The sequence below is a fragment of the Melghirimyces thermohalophilus genome, from assembly GCF_900102685.1.
Lineage (GTDB): Bacteria > Bacillota > Bacilli > Thermoactinomycetales > DSM-45169 > Melghirimyces > Melghirimyces thermohalophilus.
Window position 1 is genome coordinate 38,562 of record NZ_FMZA01000022.1, and the last position, 17,302, is coordinate 55,863.

General features: G+C 48.6%; 15 protein-coding genes. 8 read left to right on the forward strand and 7 right to left on the reverse strand.

Translation table 11 applies throughout. The features are described from left to right. Positions 1–2 precede the first annotated feature (2 nt). A complete protein-coding gene (locus BLP91_RS14425; protein ID WP_176758012.1) occupies positions 3–275 on the forward strand; it encodes a PTS sugar transporter subunit IIB in 273 nt (90 codons plus the stop codon). 37 nt (positions 276–312) lie between these two features. Next, positions 313–1,569, forward strand: coding sequence for a PTS ascorbate transporter subunit IIC (locus BLP91_RS14430; protein WP_091572653.1), 1,257 nt, complete (start codon positions 313–315; stop codon positions 1,567–1,569). A gap of 135 nt (positions 1,570–1,704) precedes the next feature. Here the strand turns inward: BLP91_RS14430 and BLP91_RS14435 are convergent, their stop codons facing one another. Next, positions 1,705–2,061, reverse strand: a complete 357-nt coding sequence (locus tag BLP91_RS14435; protein ID WP_245662287.1) for a YmaF family protein — start codon at positions 2,059–2,061, stop codon at positions 1,705–1,707. 494 nt (positions 2,062–2,555) lie between these two features. Here BLP91_RS14435 and BLP91_RS14440 point away from each other — a divergent pair, with 494 nt between their 5' ends. Genes BLP91_RS14440 through BLP91_RS14455 form a run of 4 tightly spaced genes read left to right on the forward strand, consistent with a single transcriptional unit; the run spans position 2,556 to position 6,877 of the window. Then, positions 2,556–3,794 carry an ABC transporter substrate-binding protein gene (locus BLP91_RS14440; RefSeq protein WP_091572612.1) on the forward strand — a complete coding sequence of 413 codons (1,239 nt, stop codon included), beginning with the start codon at positions 2,556–2,558 and terminating at the stop codon, positions 3,792–3,794. A gap of 47 nt (positions 3,795–3,841) precedes the next feature. Next, on the forward strand, positions 3,842–4,741 hold the full coding sequence (locus BLP91_RS14445; protein ID WP_176758013.1) for a carbohydrate ABC transporter permease: 900 nt from the start codon (positions 3,842–3,844) through the stop codon (positions 4,739–4,741). A 16-nt stretch (positions 4,742–4,757) separates the two neighbouring features. Continuing rightward, positions 4,758–5,588, forward strand: coding sequence for a carbohydrate ABC transporter permease (locus BLP91_RS14450; RefSeq protein ID WP_091572618.1), 831 nt, complete (start codon positions 4,758–4,760; stop codon positions 5,586–5,588). Between the two features lie 26 nt (positions 5,589–5,614). Next, positions 5,615–6,877: a Gfo/Idh/MocA family protein gene (locus BLP91_RS14455; RefSeq protein ID WP_091572620.1), complete on the forward strand. Its 1,263-nt coding sequence runs from the start codon at positions 5,615–5,617 to the stop codon at positions 6,875–6,877. Between the two features lie 413 nt (positions 6,878–7,290). On the opposite strand, the gene ppsA is transcribed toward BLP91_RS14455, so the two are convergent. Together ppsA and BLP91_RS16440 are read right to left on the reverse strand one after the other, a co-directional pair. Continuing rightward, positions 7,291–9,903, reverse strand: coding sequence for a phosphoenolpyruvate synthase (gene ppsA / locus BLP91_RS14460; protein ID WP_091572622.1), 2,613 nt, complete (start codon positions 9,901–9,903; stop codon positions 7,291–7,293). 96 nt (positions 9,904–9,999) lie between these two features. After that, positions 10,000–10,188: a hypothetical protein gene (locus tag BLP91_RS16440; RefSeq protein WP_143003568.1), complete on the reverse strand. Its 189-nt coding sequence runs from the start codon at positions 10,186–10,188 to the stop codon at positions 10,000–10,002. A gap of 376 nt (positions 10,189–10,564) precedes the next feature. Between BLP91_RS16440 and BLP91_RS14465 the strand changes: the two genes are divergently transcribed. Beyond that, the gene (locus BLP91_RS14465; protein ID WP_176758014.1) at positions 10,565–11,680 is read left to right on the forward strand and encodes an esterase/lipase family protein; all 1,116 of its coding nucleotides are present in this window, start codon (positions 10,565–10,567) and stop codon (positions 11,678–11,680) included. 397 nt (positions 11,681–12,077) lie between these two features. On the opposite strand, the gene BLP91_RS14475 is transcribed toward BLP91_RS14465, so the two are convergent. The 3 genes from BLP91_RS14475 to adhP all read right to left on the reverse strand — a co-directional run bounded on the left by BLP91_RS14475 (position 12,078) and on the right by adhP (position 14,585). After that, positions 12,078–12,398, reverse strand: coding sequence for a hypothetical protein (locus BLP91_RS14475; protein WP_091572630.1), 321 nt, complete (start codon positions 12,396–12,398; stop codon positions 12,078–12,080). A gap of 4 nt (positions 12,399–12,402) precedes the next feature. Beyond that, positions 12,403–12,606 (reverse strand): helix-turn-helix transcriptional regulator, encoded by a 204-nt coding sequence (locus BLP91_RS14480; RefSeq protein ID WP_091572634.1) that lies wholly within the window; start codon positions 12,604–12,606, stop codon positions 12,403–12,405. Between the two features lie 965 nt (positions 12,607–13,571). Further along, positions 13,572–14,585, reverse strand: a complete 1,014-nt coding sequence (gene adhP / locus BLP91_RS14490; RefSeq protein ID WP_091572659.1) for an alcohol dehydrogenase AdhP — start codon at positions 14,583–14,585, stop codon at positions 13,572–13,574. Positions 14,586–14,786: 201 nt separating this feature from the next. On the opposite strand from adhP, the gene BLP91_RS14495 reads away from it, so the two are divergent. Then, complete coding sequence (locus tag BLP91_RS14495) at positions 14,787–16,658, forward strand: sigma-54-dependent Fis family transcriptional regulator (RefSeq protein WP_091572639.1); 1,872 nt, start codon at positions 14,787–14,789, stop codon at positions 16,656–16,658. Between the two features lie 160 nt (positions 16,659–16,818). On the opposite strand, the gene BLP91_RS14500 is transcribed toward BLP91_RS14495, so the two are convergent. Further along, on the reverse strand, positions 16,819–17,302 hold a 484-nt coding region (locus tag BLP91_RS14500), incomplete at its 5' end, for an aldehyde dehydrogenase family protein (RefSeq protein ID WP_143003558.1).

Here is a 17,302-nt window from a genome sequence, read left to right on the forward strand (position 1 = left end):
TCATGAAGAAAATCCTGGTCGTTTGCAGCAATGGATTGGGCAGCAGTTTGATGTTGAAGTCCAATATTCAAAAAGTGCTTGGAGAGAAGGGTATTCAGGCTAAGGTGGACCATTGTGATCTAGGATCGGCTCGTGCAGCTGCTTCCGACGTGGATTTGGTTGTTACCTCAGCCATGTTGGCGCAAGAGCTGGAGGACTTACAGACTCCAGTGGTGACCATCCTCAACTTCATCAGTGTACAGGAGATCGAGGAAAAAGTGGTGGGTCAGTTATAAGTTCATCGGGTAAAAGGAGGCCCTGCTGATGAAAGGCATCCTTGACTTTTTGGTGCATGACGTACTGAGCCAACCGGCGATCATTGCCGGCTTAATGGCATTACTCGGTTTAGTTTTGCTGAAAAAACCGATCCGGGAGATCTTAACCGGCACGCTGAAAACCATCATCGGCTTTCTCGTGCTCGGAGTCGGGGCCGATGTGGTGGCCGAATCGCTCAATCCTTTGGGGACGATCATCCAAAAGGGCTTTGGCGTGCAGGGGTTGATCCCAAACAATGAAGCGATCGTAGGGGTGGCTGTCAAAACCCTCGGACAACAGACAGCCATCATCATGAGCTTGGGATTTGTTTTTAATCTGTTGTTTGCCCGTTTTACCCCCTTCAAATATATCTTTTTGACCGGACATCACACCTTTTTCATGGCTTGTCTGCTCTCTGCCGTCATGATGGCCGCAAATATCGAAGGGGTTTGGGCTATTCTGTCAGGGTCAGTTCTGCTGGGATTCCTGATGGTCGCCCTTCCTGCATTGGCACAGCCCTTTGTTCGTCAAATTACAGGAGATGATAACTTGGCCATCGGCCATTTCGGAACCATCGGCTATCTGTCTGCGGGATGGGTCGGAAAATGGCTGGGGAACAAACAGAAATCAACGGAGGATTTGAAGCTGCCCCAAGGTTTAAGCTTCCTTCGTGATACCACCGTTTCCACTGCACTAACCATGGTCGTGATTTATGTGGTGGTCACCTTGGCGGCAGGGCCCGCGGTGACGGCGGAGGTAGCCAAGGACCAGAATGGGATTATGTTTGCAGTGATGCAAGGTTTGCTGTTTGCCGTCGGACTGTATGTCATCCTTGCTGGGGTGCGGATGATGCTGGCGGAGATCGTACCCGCTTTCCAAGGCATTGCCGAGAAGCTGGTCCCCGAGGCAAAACCTGCTTTGGACTGCCCGGTGATGTTTAACTTCGCCCCTACCGCTGTGATTCTCGGTTTTCTGGCAAGTTTCCTCGGGGGACTGATCGGGTTGGTGATCTTGTCCCTCGCATCGTTGCCGATCATTATCCCCGGTTTGGTTCCCCATTTCTTTACCGGGGCGACAGCTGGTGTCTTCGGAAACGCCGCGGGCGGAAGAAGAGGAGCCTTTTTTGGTGCCTTGACCAACGGGTTATTGATCAGCTTTCTGCCGGCATTTTTGCTCCCGATCCTCGGTGATCTCGGATTTGAGAACACGACCTTCGGCGATACCGATTTCAGCGTGGTCGGTATCATTTTAGGCTATCTCATCCGTCTGTTCTAATGACAACCGCGTCAGCTTCCGGTGGGAGCGTGACGCGGTTGTTGATTTAGGCCCACTTGGCTTTAAGACTTGGCTGCAGCCCCGTTCATGCGATCATCCGCTGCCGCTTAAGACGACCTTTTCGGGAATGGGTCTTTACTCCGCCACTCCTTCATAGGTGTGGGTGTGGGGGATGGCTCCCCCTGAGGTGGTCTGCCCCCAGATCTGGTGGTAGTGTCTCCCGTCAGGCAAAGGGATCGGGGGGCCAGTCACCCCGGAGAAGGTATGGACATGGCCGTCGTCAAAGGTGGTGGTTCCCTGGTATGGGTGGACATGGTCCGGAGTGTGGGGAGCCGGACCGGTCACCCCCGCCAGTTGGTGCCGATGGCCGACATCGAAGGAGGTGACGCCTCGGTATTGATGGGTGTGCATCTGGTGGATCCAATACTCTCCTCCGTGATGAAAAAAGAGTTGGAACCGATGCTCGTGATCCGACGGATTTCCCGTGTTCAATAAAACCGCCCCCTTTCCAATCTCCCTGATATATATGAAAGGGGGCGAGGCTGAATTCGGTGATCCTCACCTGGTTGGGGGGATTACTTCCACATGGTTAACAGGAAGTTCATATCCATCGGATATGTTGTGAGATGACTGCATTTCTATGTGCTTCTTCAATCGTCAGACATTCTAAAAATCAAATTCCCTTTTCGCCTTTCTCCTCTATCCTGATGGAGAAAGTATGGAGACCATGCTGGAGGTGCGATTTTTAGCGCCTCCGGTTACCTTGGATTGAGGTGGCAAGTGACAAGGTGGAACCCCTTGTAAAAAGTCTCGCACTCCTTCTCCTGTTTTCGATGCTACCGGTGAACGCCCGATCGCCGATGCGCTGTTTTCAAAAAAATTCACCCCCGACTCCATACAAAGTCGGGGGTGATCTTTTTGTTCGGCCCGGCATACAGGCCCCAGTGGGAGGAATAAAAATGGGATAAGCAAGGGGGTGTGGTTTGATGAAGAGAAGAGGCTTGATGTTGTCCATCGTCTTGGTGTTGGTTCTTGCCGGGTGTATGCCCCAAGGTGAAAGTGGTGATGGGCCGGCGCAGATTACGTATTTTCATCCAGGCTTGGAGCAGCCGGAAATGAGGGAAATGATTGACGAGTTGGTGCAGGAGTTTGAACAGAAGCATCCGGACATCGATGTCAAGGTGCAGTCGGTAGGCTGGGATCAGTCTTATCAGAAGCTGGTCTCCGGGTTTAACGCTGGGGAAGCGCCGGATGTGATTTACGGGGGATCCCGTTGGATCGCCTCCTTTGCCGCTATGCAGGCGATTCAACCTTTAAACGCTGAGGGAGAGAAGCGACTCGCTCTCTATCCGAAGCCTTTGCAGAAGGCGGCTCGCTATCAGGGGAAAGCGTACGGCATCCCTCGGGGATTCTCCTCCCGTACGCTCATCTACCGCACCGACCTGATCGAGGAGCCGCCTCAGACCTGGGAAGAGCTGGTGCAGGTAGCGAAAAAGGTGCAACAGGAGCATGAGGGGATTTACGGGTTTGGTGTCGCCGGTGCGAAACACGTCTCCACCACGACGCAATATTTCAACTATCTCTTCCAAAACGGCGGCCAAGTGTTTGATGAGAAGGGAAATGTGAAGCTGAACTCACCGGAGGCGGCGGAGGCCCTTCAGTTTTACGCCGATCTGTACCGGAAGCATCAGGTGGTGCCTAATCCTTTGGAGTACAACCGGGAGCAGCTTCCGATTCTATTCAAAGAAGGGAAGATCGCCATGTTTGTCTGCGGTCCCTGGGCGAGGCAGATGATGGCTCGGGCACCCGACAACGAGAAGACTCCCTACAAAGCGGCTCCCCTTCCCAAGGGGGGGAAGATGGCTAACACTCTGGTCTCCGACTCCTTAATGATCTCTGCCCAGACGGAGCACCCGGAGGCGGCTTGGACTTTTATCCAGTACATTACCTCTCCGAAAGAGCAGACCCAGTACGATATCGAACGGAATACGATTCCACTGCAAACCAAAGAGGCGGAAGATCCCTTCTTCCAAAATGACCCCTATGTCCGGGAGTTTGTCAAGATGATCGATTACGGAAAGCCGCAACCGGCGCCGAAGGCGTGGGAGCCCTTTGAGGAAATCGTCACCCAGGCAGTCCAGCGGGCGCTGAACGGGGAGAAGGCGGAAAAAGTGCTGGATGATGCTGCCGCCCAAATCAAAAAACAACAGCTGGAGCCGAAATAATTTCGGGGAGCGGCGCTCTTACATGGCTTCATAAGGAGGGGACGATGTTGAAACCGTTGCGACGCTTCACCCTATCCCCAGAAAAGTCCCCGTTTTTTTATCTGCTTCCGGTGTTGCTGTTTATGTCGGTGATGGTGGCCTACCCGATCGCACGGGTCCTCTATTTTTCCTTCACCCAAAACATCCTGACCCGTCCCGACCTGGGCGTCACCTTCGTCGGCTTGCAAAACTATGTCACCCTGTTCCAATCGGCAGAGTTTTGGGCGACGTTCACCCGAACTGCTCTGTGGACGGGGCTGTCCGTGGCGGGGAAGAGCTTGATCGGCTTTTTACTGGCCTGGCTGTTGGCGAAGGAGATCGCTTGGAAGCGGTTTTATATGGCCCTGCTCCTGATACCCTGGGTGACGCCGATGGTGGTGGCGGCAATCGCCTGGCGATGGGTATACGACGGGGAATTCGGGATGCTGAACTGGGTGTTGACGGAACTGCACATGCTGTCCGACCACTATGTGTGGTTGGGACACAAGTTATCCGCCTTTGTGGCCACCGCCGTCACCGATATGTGGTTGGGGATCCCCTTTATGGCCATGCTCTTTCTGGCCGGATTGCAATCGATCCCCCGAGAGGTGCTGGAGTCGGCTGACATCGACGGCGCCTCCTCCTTCCAGCGGCTGCGGCTGATCATTCTGCCCCTGATGAAGCCGGTCATCCTGGTGGCCACCACCTTATCAGCGATCTGGACCTTCAACTCCTTCGGGGTGATCTGGCCGTTGACCAAGGGGGGGCCGGTCAACGCCACCACAACCCTGGTGGTGGAAGCTTATCAGCGTTCCTTCGGCGCCTTTGACATCGGCATGGGCTCCACCATCGCCATCGTCATCTTCGTTATCCTGATGTTGTTCACTCTCGTCTACTACCGAGCCTTGATGCGGCGGGAGGAACTATGATGGGAGGGGGTTTGCCGTGAACAAACGCGGAAAGCATCTATGGGTTCATATTCTGCTGCTCAGCATATTCGCCGTACTGTTGTTTCCGGTGGCGGTGATGGTTTCCACTTCCCTGAAAACCTTTGCTGGCATCTTTTCTTGGCCTCCAACCTGGATTCCGGACCCACCCCAATGGGCCAATTACATTCAGGTGTGGTTCGGGCCCTACCAGTTTTCCGCCCCCTTTTTCAACAGCTTGTTTATTGCGACGACGACAGCGTTGATCACGGTGGTGTTGGCCTTTCCCGCCGCCTATGCCTTGACCCGATTCTCCTTTGTCGGGCGGCGGTCGCTTCTGTTTCTGATGTTGATGACCCAGATGTTTTCCCCCGTCATCCTGATCGTGGGGCTGTACCAGATTGTTCAGTCCCTGCAACTGCTCAACACCTTTACCGGGATCATCATCACCAACTGCGCCTTGACCGCTCCGATGGCGGTCTGGCTGCTGCAGGGCTATTTGCGCAATGTGCCCCTCGCTCTGGAACAGGCCGCTTATGTGGACGGGTGTTCCCGGGTGACGGGGATCTTGCGGATCATCCTCCCCCTGTCGGCTCCAGGGGTGGCGATGGCCGCCATCTATTCCTTCATCTTCGCCTGGAATGAGCTGTTGATTCCCTTGATCTTCATCTCCGACTCCCAGCTGCGGCCGGCCAGCCTCGCCCTGACCGATTTTGTCGGCCAAAATGTGGTCTACTGGCATGAGATGATGGCGGCCAGCGTGATCACCACCTTGCCGGTGGCGATCTTGTTCAGTTTCGTGCAGCGCTTTTTTATCCAAGGATTTATGAGCGGGGCGGTCAAAGAGTAATCGGTGAGGTTTAAAGGAGGGATACAGTGAAACAGGTGACAGCGATCGTGTTGGGGGCGGGCGACCGGGGGACCCGCGCTTACGCCCCCTATTCGCTTCAGTTTCCCCATGAGTTGAAAATCGTCGGAGTGGCGGAGGTGAACGGGAAACGACGGCAGCAATTTGCCCAGATGTACCGTTTAGAGGAGAAGGCTAGCTACAGCCGGTGGGAAGATCTATTGCAAAAGCCACGAATGGCGGATGTGGCCATCATCACCACCCAGGACCGCCTGCACTACGCCCCGGCGATGAAAGCGTTGGAAAAGGGGTACCATGTGCTGCTGGAGAAGCCGATGTCCCCTGATCCGGAAGAATGCATCCGCATGGAGCGAAAAGCCGCCGAGACGGGGCGATTGCTCACCATCTGCCACGTCCTGCGGTACACCCCCTTCTGGTCAGCGATCAAAGGGGTGATTGACCAGGGGAAGATCGGGGATGTGGTGTCGATTCAACTAAACGAAAACGTCGGCTATCAGCACATGGCCCACAGCTTCGTGCGGGGAAACTGGCGGCGGAGTGACCGCTCCAGCCCGATGATCCTGGCTAAATCCTGTCACGATTTGGACCTGTTGGCCTGGCTGGTCGGGGCTCCCTGCGAACGGGTCAGCTCCTTCGGTTCCCTGACCCATTTCACCGAGAAAAACGCGCCAAAAGAAGCTCCCCATCGCTGTCTCGACGGGTGTCCGGCGGAACCCCATTGTCCCTATTACGCGCCCCGTTTTTACTTGGGAGAGGGGCGGGACTGGGCCCGGAAAATTACCGAAACTGACACCGAGGAGGGTATCCTGGAAGCCCTTCGCTCCGGCCCCTACGGACGCTGTGTCTACAGAAGCGACAACAATGTGGTCGACCATCAGGTGGTCAACATGGAGTTTGCCAACGGAGCCACAGCGACCTTCAGCATGTGCGGCTTTACCCAAGATATCACGCGGATCGTACAGATCATGGGCACCAAGGGGGAGATCCGGGGCAACCTGATCCACAACCGGTTCACCCTCTACGATTTCCTCACCCGGAACATGAGCGAAATCCGGGTCCATGCCCCCGGAGACAGCCACGGCGGCGGCGATTACGCCGTCATTCGCCACTTCCTGCAACAAGTACGGCACCCCGATGGCCAGGAAAGCCTCACCTCCGCCAAGGCCTCCGTGCAAAGCCACCTGATGGCCTTCGCTGCCGAAGAATCCCGCCTCCACCAGGGGAAGGTGATCGAACTGGAAGACTACGCTTCCCGGATGATGGGAGGGTAAGGGGTGAGGGAGATTTGATTCGACACTCCCCGGTTACAGTAGAGACAACCAGGGAGGGATGCGTTTATCTTCCTAATAAGTCCACAAGTTCCACTGATGGGGGAAGGGGCCATAAACCGACCTGCAAAAAACGGATCGACCACGCCCAACGGATGGAGCAAGTCAGAAGCCCCTGGACGGCAAGCTGATGAAAGCTAGCATCGCAACTGTCTAAGACAAGAAAACAACCACCCCCGGCCGAATAGAAGGTCGGGGGTGGTTGTCCGTATACAAACGATTGTTCCCTAGACCATAACATCATGATGCAAATGACCTCTTCATTCAAAATGATCCCTTTCTGAAAAATCCATGCGATTTAAAAATAGTTATTCGGATGGGGGAAGAACCATATTCTATCTGGATGTATCTAGGGATCACAGTATTTCGATATACCCATCGGTTCCATTGACTCGGATCCGTTCTCCATCTTTAATCAGCTTGGTGGCATTTTCTACACCGATAACTGCTGGCAAGCCATATTCACGTGCGATAACTGCTCCATGGGTCATCAGTCCACCCACTTCGGTGACTAGGCCTTTAATGGATACAAAAAGTGGTGTCCAACTAGGGTCGGTAAAGGCGGTGACTAAGATATCTCCATCTTCTAGATCAGCATCTTCCATGTTTAAGATGACACGCGCTCGTCCCTCTATGATCCCAGAAGAAACAGGTAGACCTGCAATCGCTTCGGCTGGGAGATTTTCTCGTTTGTACTCACCCGCAATGATTTCACCATCAGACGTGATCACACGCGGGGGAGTGAGTTTTTCATAGAATTTGTACTCGCCTTTTCGACGGCTTACAATCTGGTCATCCAGTTTATTTGTGCGTACGACTTCACGAAGTTCCTCAAACGTGAGATAGTATATATCTTCTTTTTCATGAATAACCCCCTCTTGTACGAGTCTTTCGGCTTCTTTCAGTAAAGCCTGCTTATAAATGAAATAGCGATGAATCATACTGTATTTGGGATATTCCCTAAACCCGCTGAAATTCCGGATGAGGTCGATCATTCGCTTTGTTTCCTTGGCCTTTTGTTCACCATCCGGTAATTGCTTCAATCGATCGATTAACTCTTGCTCTTTTTTCAAAGCAACACGTCGCCCGTGCTCAAATTTTCGCTTGCTTTCACCAGGCTCGAAGTTTTTGATGTTACTGAGTATCATGGGGACAAGTGTAATCGGTTTTTCGCTCCAACGGGGTCTAGTCATATCGATTTCTCCGACACATCGCATTCCGTATTTGTTGAGATAAGCTATGATGGCATCTCGGGCTTTTTGTCCACCCTCAAACTGAACCAGTTCATCCAAAAAATGATCCTCTTTTACATGTTGTAAATAATCAACGACTTCCGGATAAGGACGAATCGCATCGGCGACATCCAGAAGCTCAAGACCCATTTCCGAAGTGATATTGTTTGGTACGGATTGAGAAAGTGTATCTGCTACGTTTTTTTCACCTAACCACTTTTCCATTTTTTCATTGATCCATGATGAAGCTTCCATCGCATCCATAATCACACCCATATGTGGGTCAAATAAAAACTTTTTTAATTGCGGGATATCTTCTTTGATAAAATCAATTAAATCTGATCCCGTTTTCGTTTGGATGTTTTCTTTTAGCTCTTCTATCGATGCTTGACTACTCTTAATCGATTCAGAAACAACTTTTAGGTTGTTTTCGATTTGTGCTTCAAAATCCGAAGACGACATATCCTTATTCCGTTTACCGGGACTCTGTTCTTCCTTATCATCCGGTGACGATTTGATAAAATCTCCTCGCTCTACGATGGTCATAAGTGCGTCTTTGATGAGCGGATCAGATTTCCCCAATTTATCTATTATTGTTTTTCTACCGGCAGGCGAAGCCAGCATATCTGTAACATCAACAAATAATCTTCCGCCCGCTTTGCGCATGGGGGCAGGAGTCGTTAACAGGAAAAAAGACAATCCCAATGGTTTCATGGGGTCGGTCATCATTTGTTGATGACCAACAGATACATAGACGTGATTTTCTTCGTCATTCGCTTCAGGGATGGGGTATAAAGTCGTGATGGGACGACTCTGGACAATATAAAATGTATCATCAACCAAACACCATTCGATATCTTGTGGCTGGCCAAAATAAGTCTCGATCTGTCTTCCGATGCGTGCCAGTTGTAAAATCTGTTGATCAGTAAGTGTCTGTGTCTTTTGCTGATCCGGATCGATCTGTTGTGTCTCTGTTCCGCCTTCTTTTCGTCCATAGATAGCCAATTTTTTGGTTGCTATCCTCTTATCGACGATTTCCTCTTCCTGTACTTTATAACAATCGGCAGAGACCAAGCCTGAGACCAGTGCTTCTCCAAGTCCAAAACTGGCATCGATGGATAGCAGTTTTCGGTTAGAAGTAATCGGATCAGCGGTAAATAAAATCCCTGATGTCTGTGGGAAAACCATCCGTTGAATGATGACGGATAAATAGACTAGGCTGTGGTCAAATCCATTTTGCATGCGGTACATCACGGCACGATCCGTAAATAGGGAAGCCCAACATTTGCGGATATGCTGCAAGATGGCTTTTTTTCCGATAATATTTAAGTAGGTGTCTTGTTGACCAGCAAAAGAGGCATGTGGTAGATCTTCATGAGTCGCACTGGAACGCACTGCATAAGCATGTTCATCTCCAAACTGGGAGAGATAGTGAGCAACAGCGTTCACCACATCAGAAGGAATCTCTACTTCCATAATGATTTTTCGAATTTTCCTGCTGATTTCACCAATCTGCTCTCGATCCTCTATGGTTAGCATGGTTAGTTGATCCAACAAAGCTTGAAACGTTTCGTTTTGTTCGATGGCTTTTTGATAGGCTTCTGTCGTAACACAAAATCCTTCAGGCACTTGTATTCCGTGAATCTTTGATAGTTCTCCTAAATTCAACCCTTTTCCTCCGACAAACAAAAGTTGCGTTTTATCGATCTCCCGAAAACTGACAACATAAGGGCTCATTTCAATTCTCCCTTTCAATTATCAATATATGTATAAATTCTAGAACTTAGCACTTAGAATAAACAGTCTATATCTTATCCTATTTATATTTTATACTTAAAATAGGAGATACGTATTTACATTGTTCGTAAGTAACCCCGTCGTTTCCCGATACCTGGTGACTCCTCGCAGGACCAATAGCCTGCGGCGGCCACAGTTGCTGGCGGCGATCATCGGATCTGCCCCCCTGGGGTGAGCCAGCAGGCGGCGGCAGTCACCGGTGGCGGTCTCTAGGGTGGCAGCCAAGGTACTGACAGCCGATCATCGGCGGCGGGCCCGGGATGGCGGCCGCTGCCGACAGCGATCATCGGTAGCGTAACTGGCAGGATTTTGGATTTGAATGTTGAAATCTTAGGCGAGGAACTACATCGGGGTTGGAACGGCCTGAGGCGGAGGCGGCGACCCTCCTTTTCTGCAGTTAGGGTTCCGCAGAAAGGAGGTGATGCCGATGACGGAAACAATCCCATTGCTTGTGCTAATCGTGCAAGTGGTTCATGTGGTTGTGTACGTTATGTCACAAAAAAGTGATCCGCCCAAAGGGTTGTAAATCTATCATCGGCCATGATAGGATATGTTTCAATAATATTCTTAATCTTTTGCTCGGGAAGGAGGTTTTCTGCCAGTGCGTCTAAAACCATTGATCGTCGCTTTACTGACGCTCTTTGCTTTAGCGCCTTTATTAGTGAATGTTTCGGAAGCAAATGAAAAAAAGGATTTTGATCTAGGAGCAGAAGGTGCCGCTGAATTTTTGAATGCCCAAGGCCTCCCTCCACCGGGTGCAAATGACCCGGAGTGTACATTGGAGGAAGGGAAGAACCCTATAATTCTCGTGCCGGGTACATTTGAAAGAAGTTCGTATAACTTTCTCGCTTTATCCCCTGAACTTGCAGACAGAGATTATTGTGTTTATGCCATGAATTATGGTCAGACATTATTGGGTCCTTCCACAGGACCTATCGAAGAATCTGCCCAGGAGTTACAAGCGTTTATTAATAATGTCCTTGAACTCACGGGGTCCGATCAAGTAGATATCATAGGCCATAGCCAAGGCGGAATGATGCCAAGATACTATATGAAGTTTATGGAAGGCGATGAAAATGTGGACGACTTGATTGCCTTCGCTCCATCGAATCACGGGACAGATGGATTACTAGGTTTTAGAAGGCTCACTGGATTAGTAAGTTTAATCACTGATATTGAAGCAATCCAGCAACAGCTTGCTGGTTCCGATTTTTTGGAAGAACTGAATGAAGGTGAGGAAACACCTGGAGATGTTTCATATACGAATATCACTACTAAGAGAGATGGCATTGTTACGCCTTATACGAGAGGCTTTCTTGATGGACCGGAAGATCAGGTATCCAATATTACGATTCAAGATCATTTGGGAGGCGTAGGACCAGGGCATATAGGGATTGTTTATCATAAGCCATCATACCTCTTTGTATTGGATGCCCTTGAAAATGAGGGACCTGCAGATCCCCGAAGGGCAGTGACTTCCGCACAGGATGATCTCACAATCTTAGAAGAAGAAGCCCCCGTAACCATCAGTGAAGAGGACATTGCAGAAATCAACCAGGAGATTATAGATGATGAGGAGAAAGATGCGGTCCAATTGGCGTATGACCGTTTATCAACTGAAGAACAGGAACAAGTACTTAAGGATTACATTGAAAATGGACAGCATGAAATCGCCCAGTACTTGGACCCGGAGCTATTCGATGAAATGGAAAATTAGACAGATCAAAGAGGCGCGTCGGAGTTTTTCTCCTGCGCGTCTTTGGAACGTGCACAAGGCAATTCAAATAGGGGCTCCCCGGGGACTATGTTTTCCGTTCTCGAAAGGGCGGAGGACCAATCAGCCGGCCTTGATCTAACAAACAACCAAGAGATCAAACCGGAGGAAATACAGAAACTTTGGGATGAGAGAAAATCAGCCAAAGATGATGAAGTCAATACAATGGCTGACTGCGTAACATATGTATCTACAATGTGTGGTTCATGGCCGGTCATGGGATAAGTAGTGTTTGTGCTATGTCCTTCTTTGCTGGAGGACTCCCTGGTATAGGATGTGCTGTTATTTACGCAGCAATTGCTAATTGTGCAAATGCTATCGATCTGTTCTGTTAAAATGATTAAGAGGGGAAATTTTCCCCTCTCCCTATTTTTTTGGCTAAAAAGGAACATATACTTAGAGCAAACATGGTAGCCAATAAGTAAATCCAAATGTAACTTAAGGGAAGACTTTGATAGCCCATAATGTCAAAGGTGGCCAAAAGAATGACACCGACTGATCCACTTCCAATCAGCGTACGTAGTATATAGACTTGAAACAAGTTTAAAACACGTTCATCCACTTCTGGAGCTTGGGACCTTTGTCTTTTTTTCTTAAAGATGAAAGACACCGATGCAGAGCCGATGAACGCGATGAAGAACAAAATCCAAGCAGTATCCATTTCATCAATCCTCCTTTGTGAGAGTGAAAATTTGATCAACCGGTAGATCGAAATAATTTGCAATTTTCAATGCCAACTCCAAGCTTGGATTATAACGGTTTCCCTCAATTGCGATGATGGTTTGTCGTGTCACTTGCAGATCCAGTGCCAATTGTTCTTGCGTCAGTTTTCGAGTCTTTCGCAGCTCGCGAATTCGGTTTTTGACCAATTTACTCCCCCTTTTATGGTAAAGGGATCTTTACATTAGTATATTGTCCTTGGCTCGAAATGTTAAGGATTCTTTATATAATAATCTGTCTAGAGATGGGTCCCAAAGCAACTAGAAGATCGCTTTCCACCACCACGGCATAAGGGATCCGATTGAATAACTGAAGCCTTTCCAAAAATAGACCCCACCTTTACTGCGAAATTAGACTATTGTATAACATTAGAAATCTTTAATGGCAAGGTTTACGGCATTTCAACTCGAAGGGGTTTTTGATTAACATAGTGGGATATAAAGAGCCCCCTGGACTTTAAAAGGCCGGAGGGCGTTTTAGATTAACGTAGTGGGACTAAGCAAAGAATTTCAACATATCCTCGCCAGATGGCGAGGATTTTTTAGACAAGTAATTAAGACACGTACAGGCTCTATGATATCAAGGCTAAGGAATATCCCATTTAACTGTACCCTAATGAGATAAAACTCCTTACATTATCGAAGGCTTTTTAAGGAATATTTTATTGTGGGTGAAGGAGGGATCCAAAATGAAATCAAAATTTGGAGAACAGAAAAAAACGAACAAACAGCAAAATTGATACTGCATTAAAAAGAGGAGGCTTGTTTATCGGGGTTAAAAAATGAGCCATTAATAAAGGGCACTGTCATTAAGCTCGACAGTGCCCTTTATTTGTACAGGTATTCCATGTTTGAATGGCAAAAACAAAGTCAATATGATCCTGTCACCAAGACCGGAAGGCCCTCTAACTCCCCGAATAGGACATCCTCGGAACCGGGTTGATATTTTTGAAACGACAACATAAGCGGGGATTGATTTAACTCAAATTGATGCAAAAAAGGGTCCGTATAAGATTTTGCCCAATTATAAATATAACATTTTGCTTTTTCAGAAGCTGTTACCCGGGGAATAAGGGATTCCTTCATCTTGACCTCCTTGGCCTAATTACATTGAATTACATCTCAAAAACTAGCCTTGCCTTGGCTTTTCCTTCTTCCACTTCTTTCAACGCCTCGTTGACATCATGCAAATGCCGTTTTTCGTGAACGACTCGGGTTTTTCCGGCCGCATGAAGTTCAAATACTTCCTTTAGGTCCACCCTTGTCCCAACAATAGATCCAAGAACTGAAACTCCATTAAGAACGGTTTCAAAAATGGGCAGTCTTACATCATTGTCTTTTGGAAGAGCCACAAAGACAACTTTTCCACCTCGGCGCAAGGAGTGATAAGCTTGTTCAAAGGCTTGGGGTGCTACCGCCACACAGATGGCTTGGTCGGCCCCTCCCAGTTTTTTGATTTCCTCTACCGGGTCTTGGGTTCGGGCATTAACTGTATAATCCGCCCCGAGCTCTTTTGCCAAACTGAGTTTCTCTTCAAATAGATCGACCGCAACTACAGATGCTCCAGCTATTTTGGCATATTGCAAAGCCAGATGACCCAGCCCACCAATTCCAAAAACTGCAACCAAGTCTGAAGGGCGTGTGCCAGCCACCTTTACCGCTTTATATGTGGTGACCCCCGCACAAATTAGAGGGGCTGCTTCCATCGAGTCGACGCCTTTCGGTATTTTTACTACTTGATCAGCGTAAGCGTTGGCGTATTCCGCAAAGGTCCCATCGATCGCATAACCAGTATTTAATTGATCTTCACACAAAGTTTCCCATCCAGATGTGCAGTACTCGCAGTAGCCACATGCATAACCCAACCATGGAATGGCCACCCGATCCCCTTCTTTAATTCCGCTTCTAACATTTTTCCCTAAGCTTTCGACGATGCCAACTCCTTCATGCCCGGGAATTAAGGGGAGCTTCGGTTTGATTGGCCAATCTCCATGAGCAGCATGGATGTCCGTGTGACACAATCCTGAGGTTTCGATCTTTACGCTGGCTTGGTTAGCGAGAGGATCCGGCAAGTCCACCTCTTCTACACTTAAAGGCTTTGAAAAATCGTGAACCACGGCAGCTTGCATCTTTTTACCCATAAAATACTTCCTCCTTATATGAGAAGTTACCCTAAAGGTTTGCAAATAACATGCCAAATGGGATTCTTACTAGTATTGCGTATATTCAAAAACACATATTGGCCATTTACAGAACAACGTTACAATTTGTTACACTTTTGTCCGTTCAAAGATTGGGAATTTATAATGTAGTGGTGAAGGAGGGGTTCTATGTTTCCTGATCGTCATCAACCAATCAAACAGTCTTGGGAACGAAGTCGTGAACTTGGAGTTGAACGACATCGTGCTGTAAACGATATTCTTAAAGGAGGAGAGTTAAAGGATCGCCAAGACAACTTGAGAGAGTTTTTTCAAGCTACGGATGACATTCTCGAGCACCTTTTTCTACAATTTAAACAATCAGAGTTCATGGTGATTGTCTCGGATTCCGATAGTTATATTGTTAGTGCTTGGGGAGAGCCTCCTTTTTCTGAACGAGCTAAAAACGTTTGGTTAGATACAGGAGCAAATTGGGATGAGAGTGTCAAAGGAACCAATGCGATTGGGACAGCTATTTTTGAAAAAAAACCGATCAGTGTCGTGGGGGACGAACACTTTTGTAAAGAAAATCACTTTTTATCCTGCTACGCGGCTCCTATATATTCACCGACGGGAGAACTGCTTTGTATTTTAGATGTTAGTGGAGATGCACGGTCTCATCATCCCCACACCTTGGGAATGGTGGTTGCTGCAGCACAAGCATGTGAAGCCAGATTGACCCTTCAACAGACAAAAAATGAGCTTACCTTAGCTTTGAATGAAAATAATCTGTTATTAAACGAACACCACCAGCCTTTGCTATCGGTAAATCAAGACGGCGTCATAACAAGGTTAAATAGACAGGCTGCCAAAATGCTAGGGCAGTCGATACAGGAGTGCATAGGGAAACCATTATCCAACTGGTTTCAAGAAGAAACCGATGAAATTTTGTCCTCCAACGGTTACAGTTCTAGGGTCGTGTCGTTAAAGTCTGTAGAGAATGATAAACAAACCAAGTGGATGGTCCATGCAGTTTTAGACAATCGAAAAAGATTATACCACGGAATGGTAAAACCCATCCCCCGACGAAAATCCAAAAATGAAATTGATTCCCATTTCGTTAGTGAATGCGAAAAAATGAAAAAAGCATTAAATATTGCTCAAGCGATCGCTCCAACCAAAGCTACCGTCTTAATCCAAGGAGAAACTGGTTCGGGAAAAGACTGGGTGGCTCGTACCATCCATAACTCGGGCGGAAGAAATGGGCCTTTCTTAGTTGTAAATTGCGGAGCGCTCCCAGAGAATCTTATCGAATCTGAGTTGTTCGGGTATGAAAAAGGAGCGTTTACTGGGGCACATAAAGAAGGGAAAAAGGGAAAGTTTGAGGCAGCCGATCAAGGAACTCTTTTTCTCGACGAAATCGGGGAACTCCCCTTAGCCTCACAAACGGTTCTACTAAGAGTTTTAGAAGAAAAGCACGTCACCCGGATTGGCGGTCACCGTCCGCGTCCAGTCGATGTTCGCATCGTAGCCGCGACGAATCGGGACCTTCCCGTCGAGATTCAGAAGGGGACCTTCCGATCTGATCTGTATTATCGTTTGTGTGAGTTTGAGATACGGATCCCCCCTCTTCGGGAACGGGAGGATATCCCGCAGATGATCGACTTTTTCCTAGAGGAAATGGCCAATGAGTTGGAGGCCGACTACCTTTACCTCGACGATTTGGGGATGAAAAAATTGACGATGTACCATTGGCCGGGGAATGTGCGGGAGCTGAAGCAGGTTGTCCGGCAAGCCTGTTATAACGCCTTTATATTACGGAAATCCAGGGTAATTTCGGCCAGTGACATTGATCATCCTCAAATGAACATGAAGCAAGGTTTTTTATTAGAAAACCAAGAAGAGAAAACGATACGCGAGGTATTGGAGAAAACCAACTGTAATATTTCCGAATCCTCCCGGCTGTTAGGGATCAGCCGTACAACCCTTTATCGGAAAATAAGTCAGTATGAATCGTTAAAGAATTTAAAGAAAGAGATGAAGAGAAAAGAAAAAAAGAAATGACCCGCCTCATGACAGTGCGGGCCATTTTTGTTTCTTAAACCTTGTATCGAGGAGTCTCCAGTCGATTGTAAAAGGTCGGGAGTGGATTTATGAACCGAAGACTCAGGAGGAAATTCCAGTGAAAAGGAGGTCCCCTCCCTCATGTCCCCCCTTTTTCGGATCAGAACAACCCGGTGGGGTTTTGATCGTAGGAGATGAGGAGATTTTTCGTCTGCTGATAGTGTTCCAGCATCATCTTGTGAGTCTCCCGGCCGATACCCGATTGCTTGTATCCGCCGAAAGCGGCGTGGGCGGGGTACTGGTGGTAGCAGTTGACCCAGACCCGGCCGGCCTCGATTTGACGAGCGATCTGGTAGGCTTGGTGCGTATCCCGAGACCAGAGCCCAGCACCCAGCCCATACAGGGTGTCGTTGGCGATCTCCAAAAGCTCCTTCTCATCTTTAAAGGTGGTGACCGAAACCACCGGTCCGAAGATCTCTTCCTGGAAGATCCGCATTTTATTGTTTCCTTCGAAAACGGTGGGCTGCACATAAAACCCATCCGGATATTGTTCGTTTTTAAAAGCCTGACCACCAGTCAGCACCTTGGCCCCTTCCTGTTTGCCGATATCCAGGTAGCTCATGATCTTCTCAAACTGATCCCGT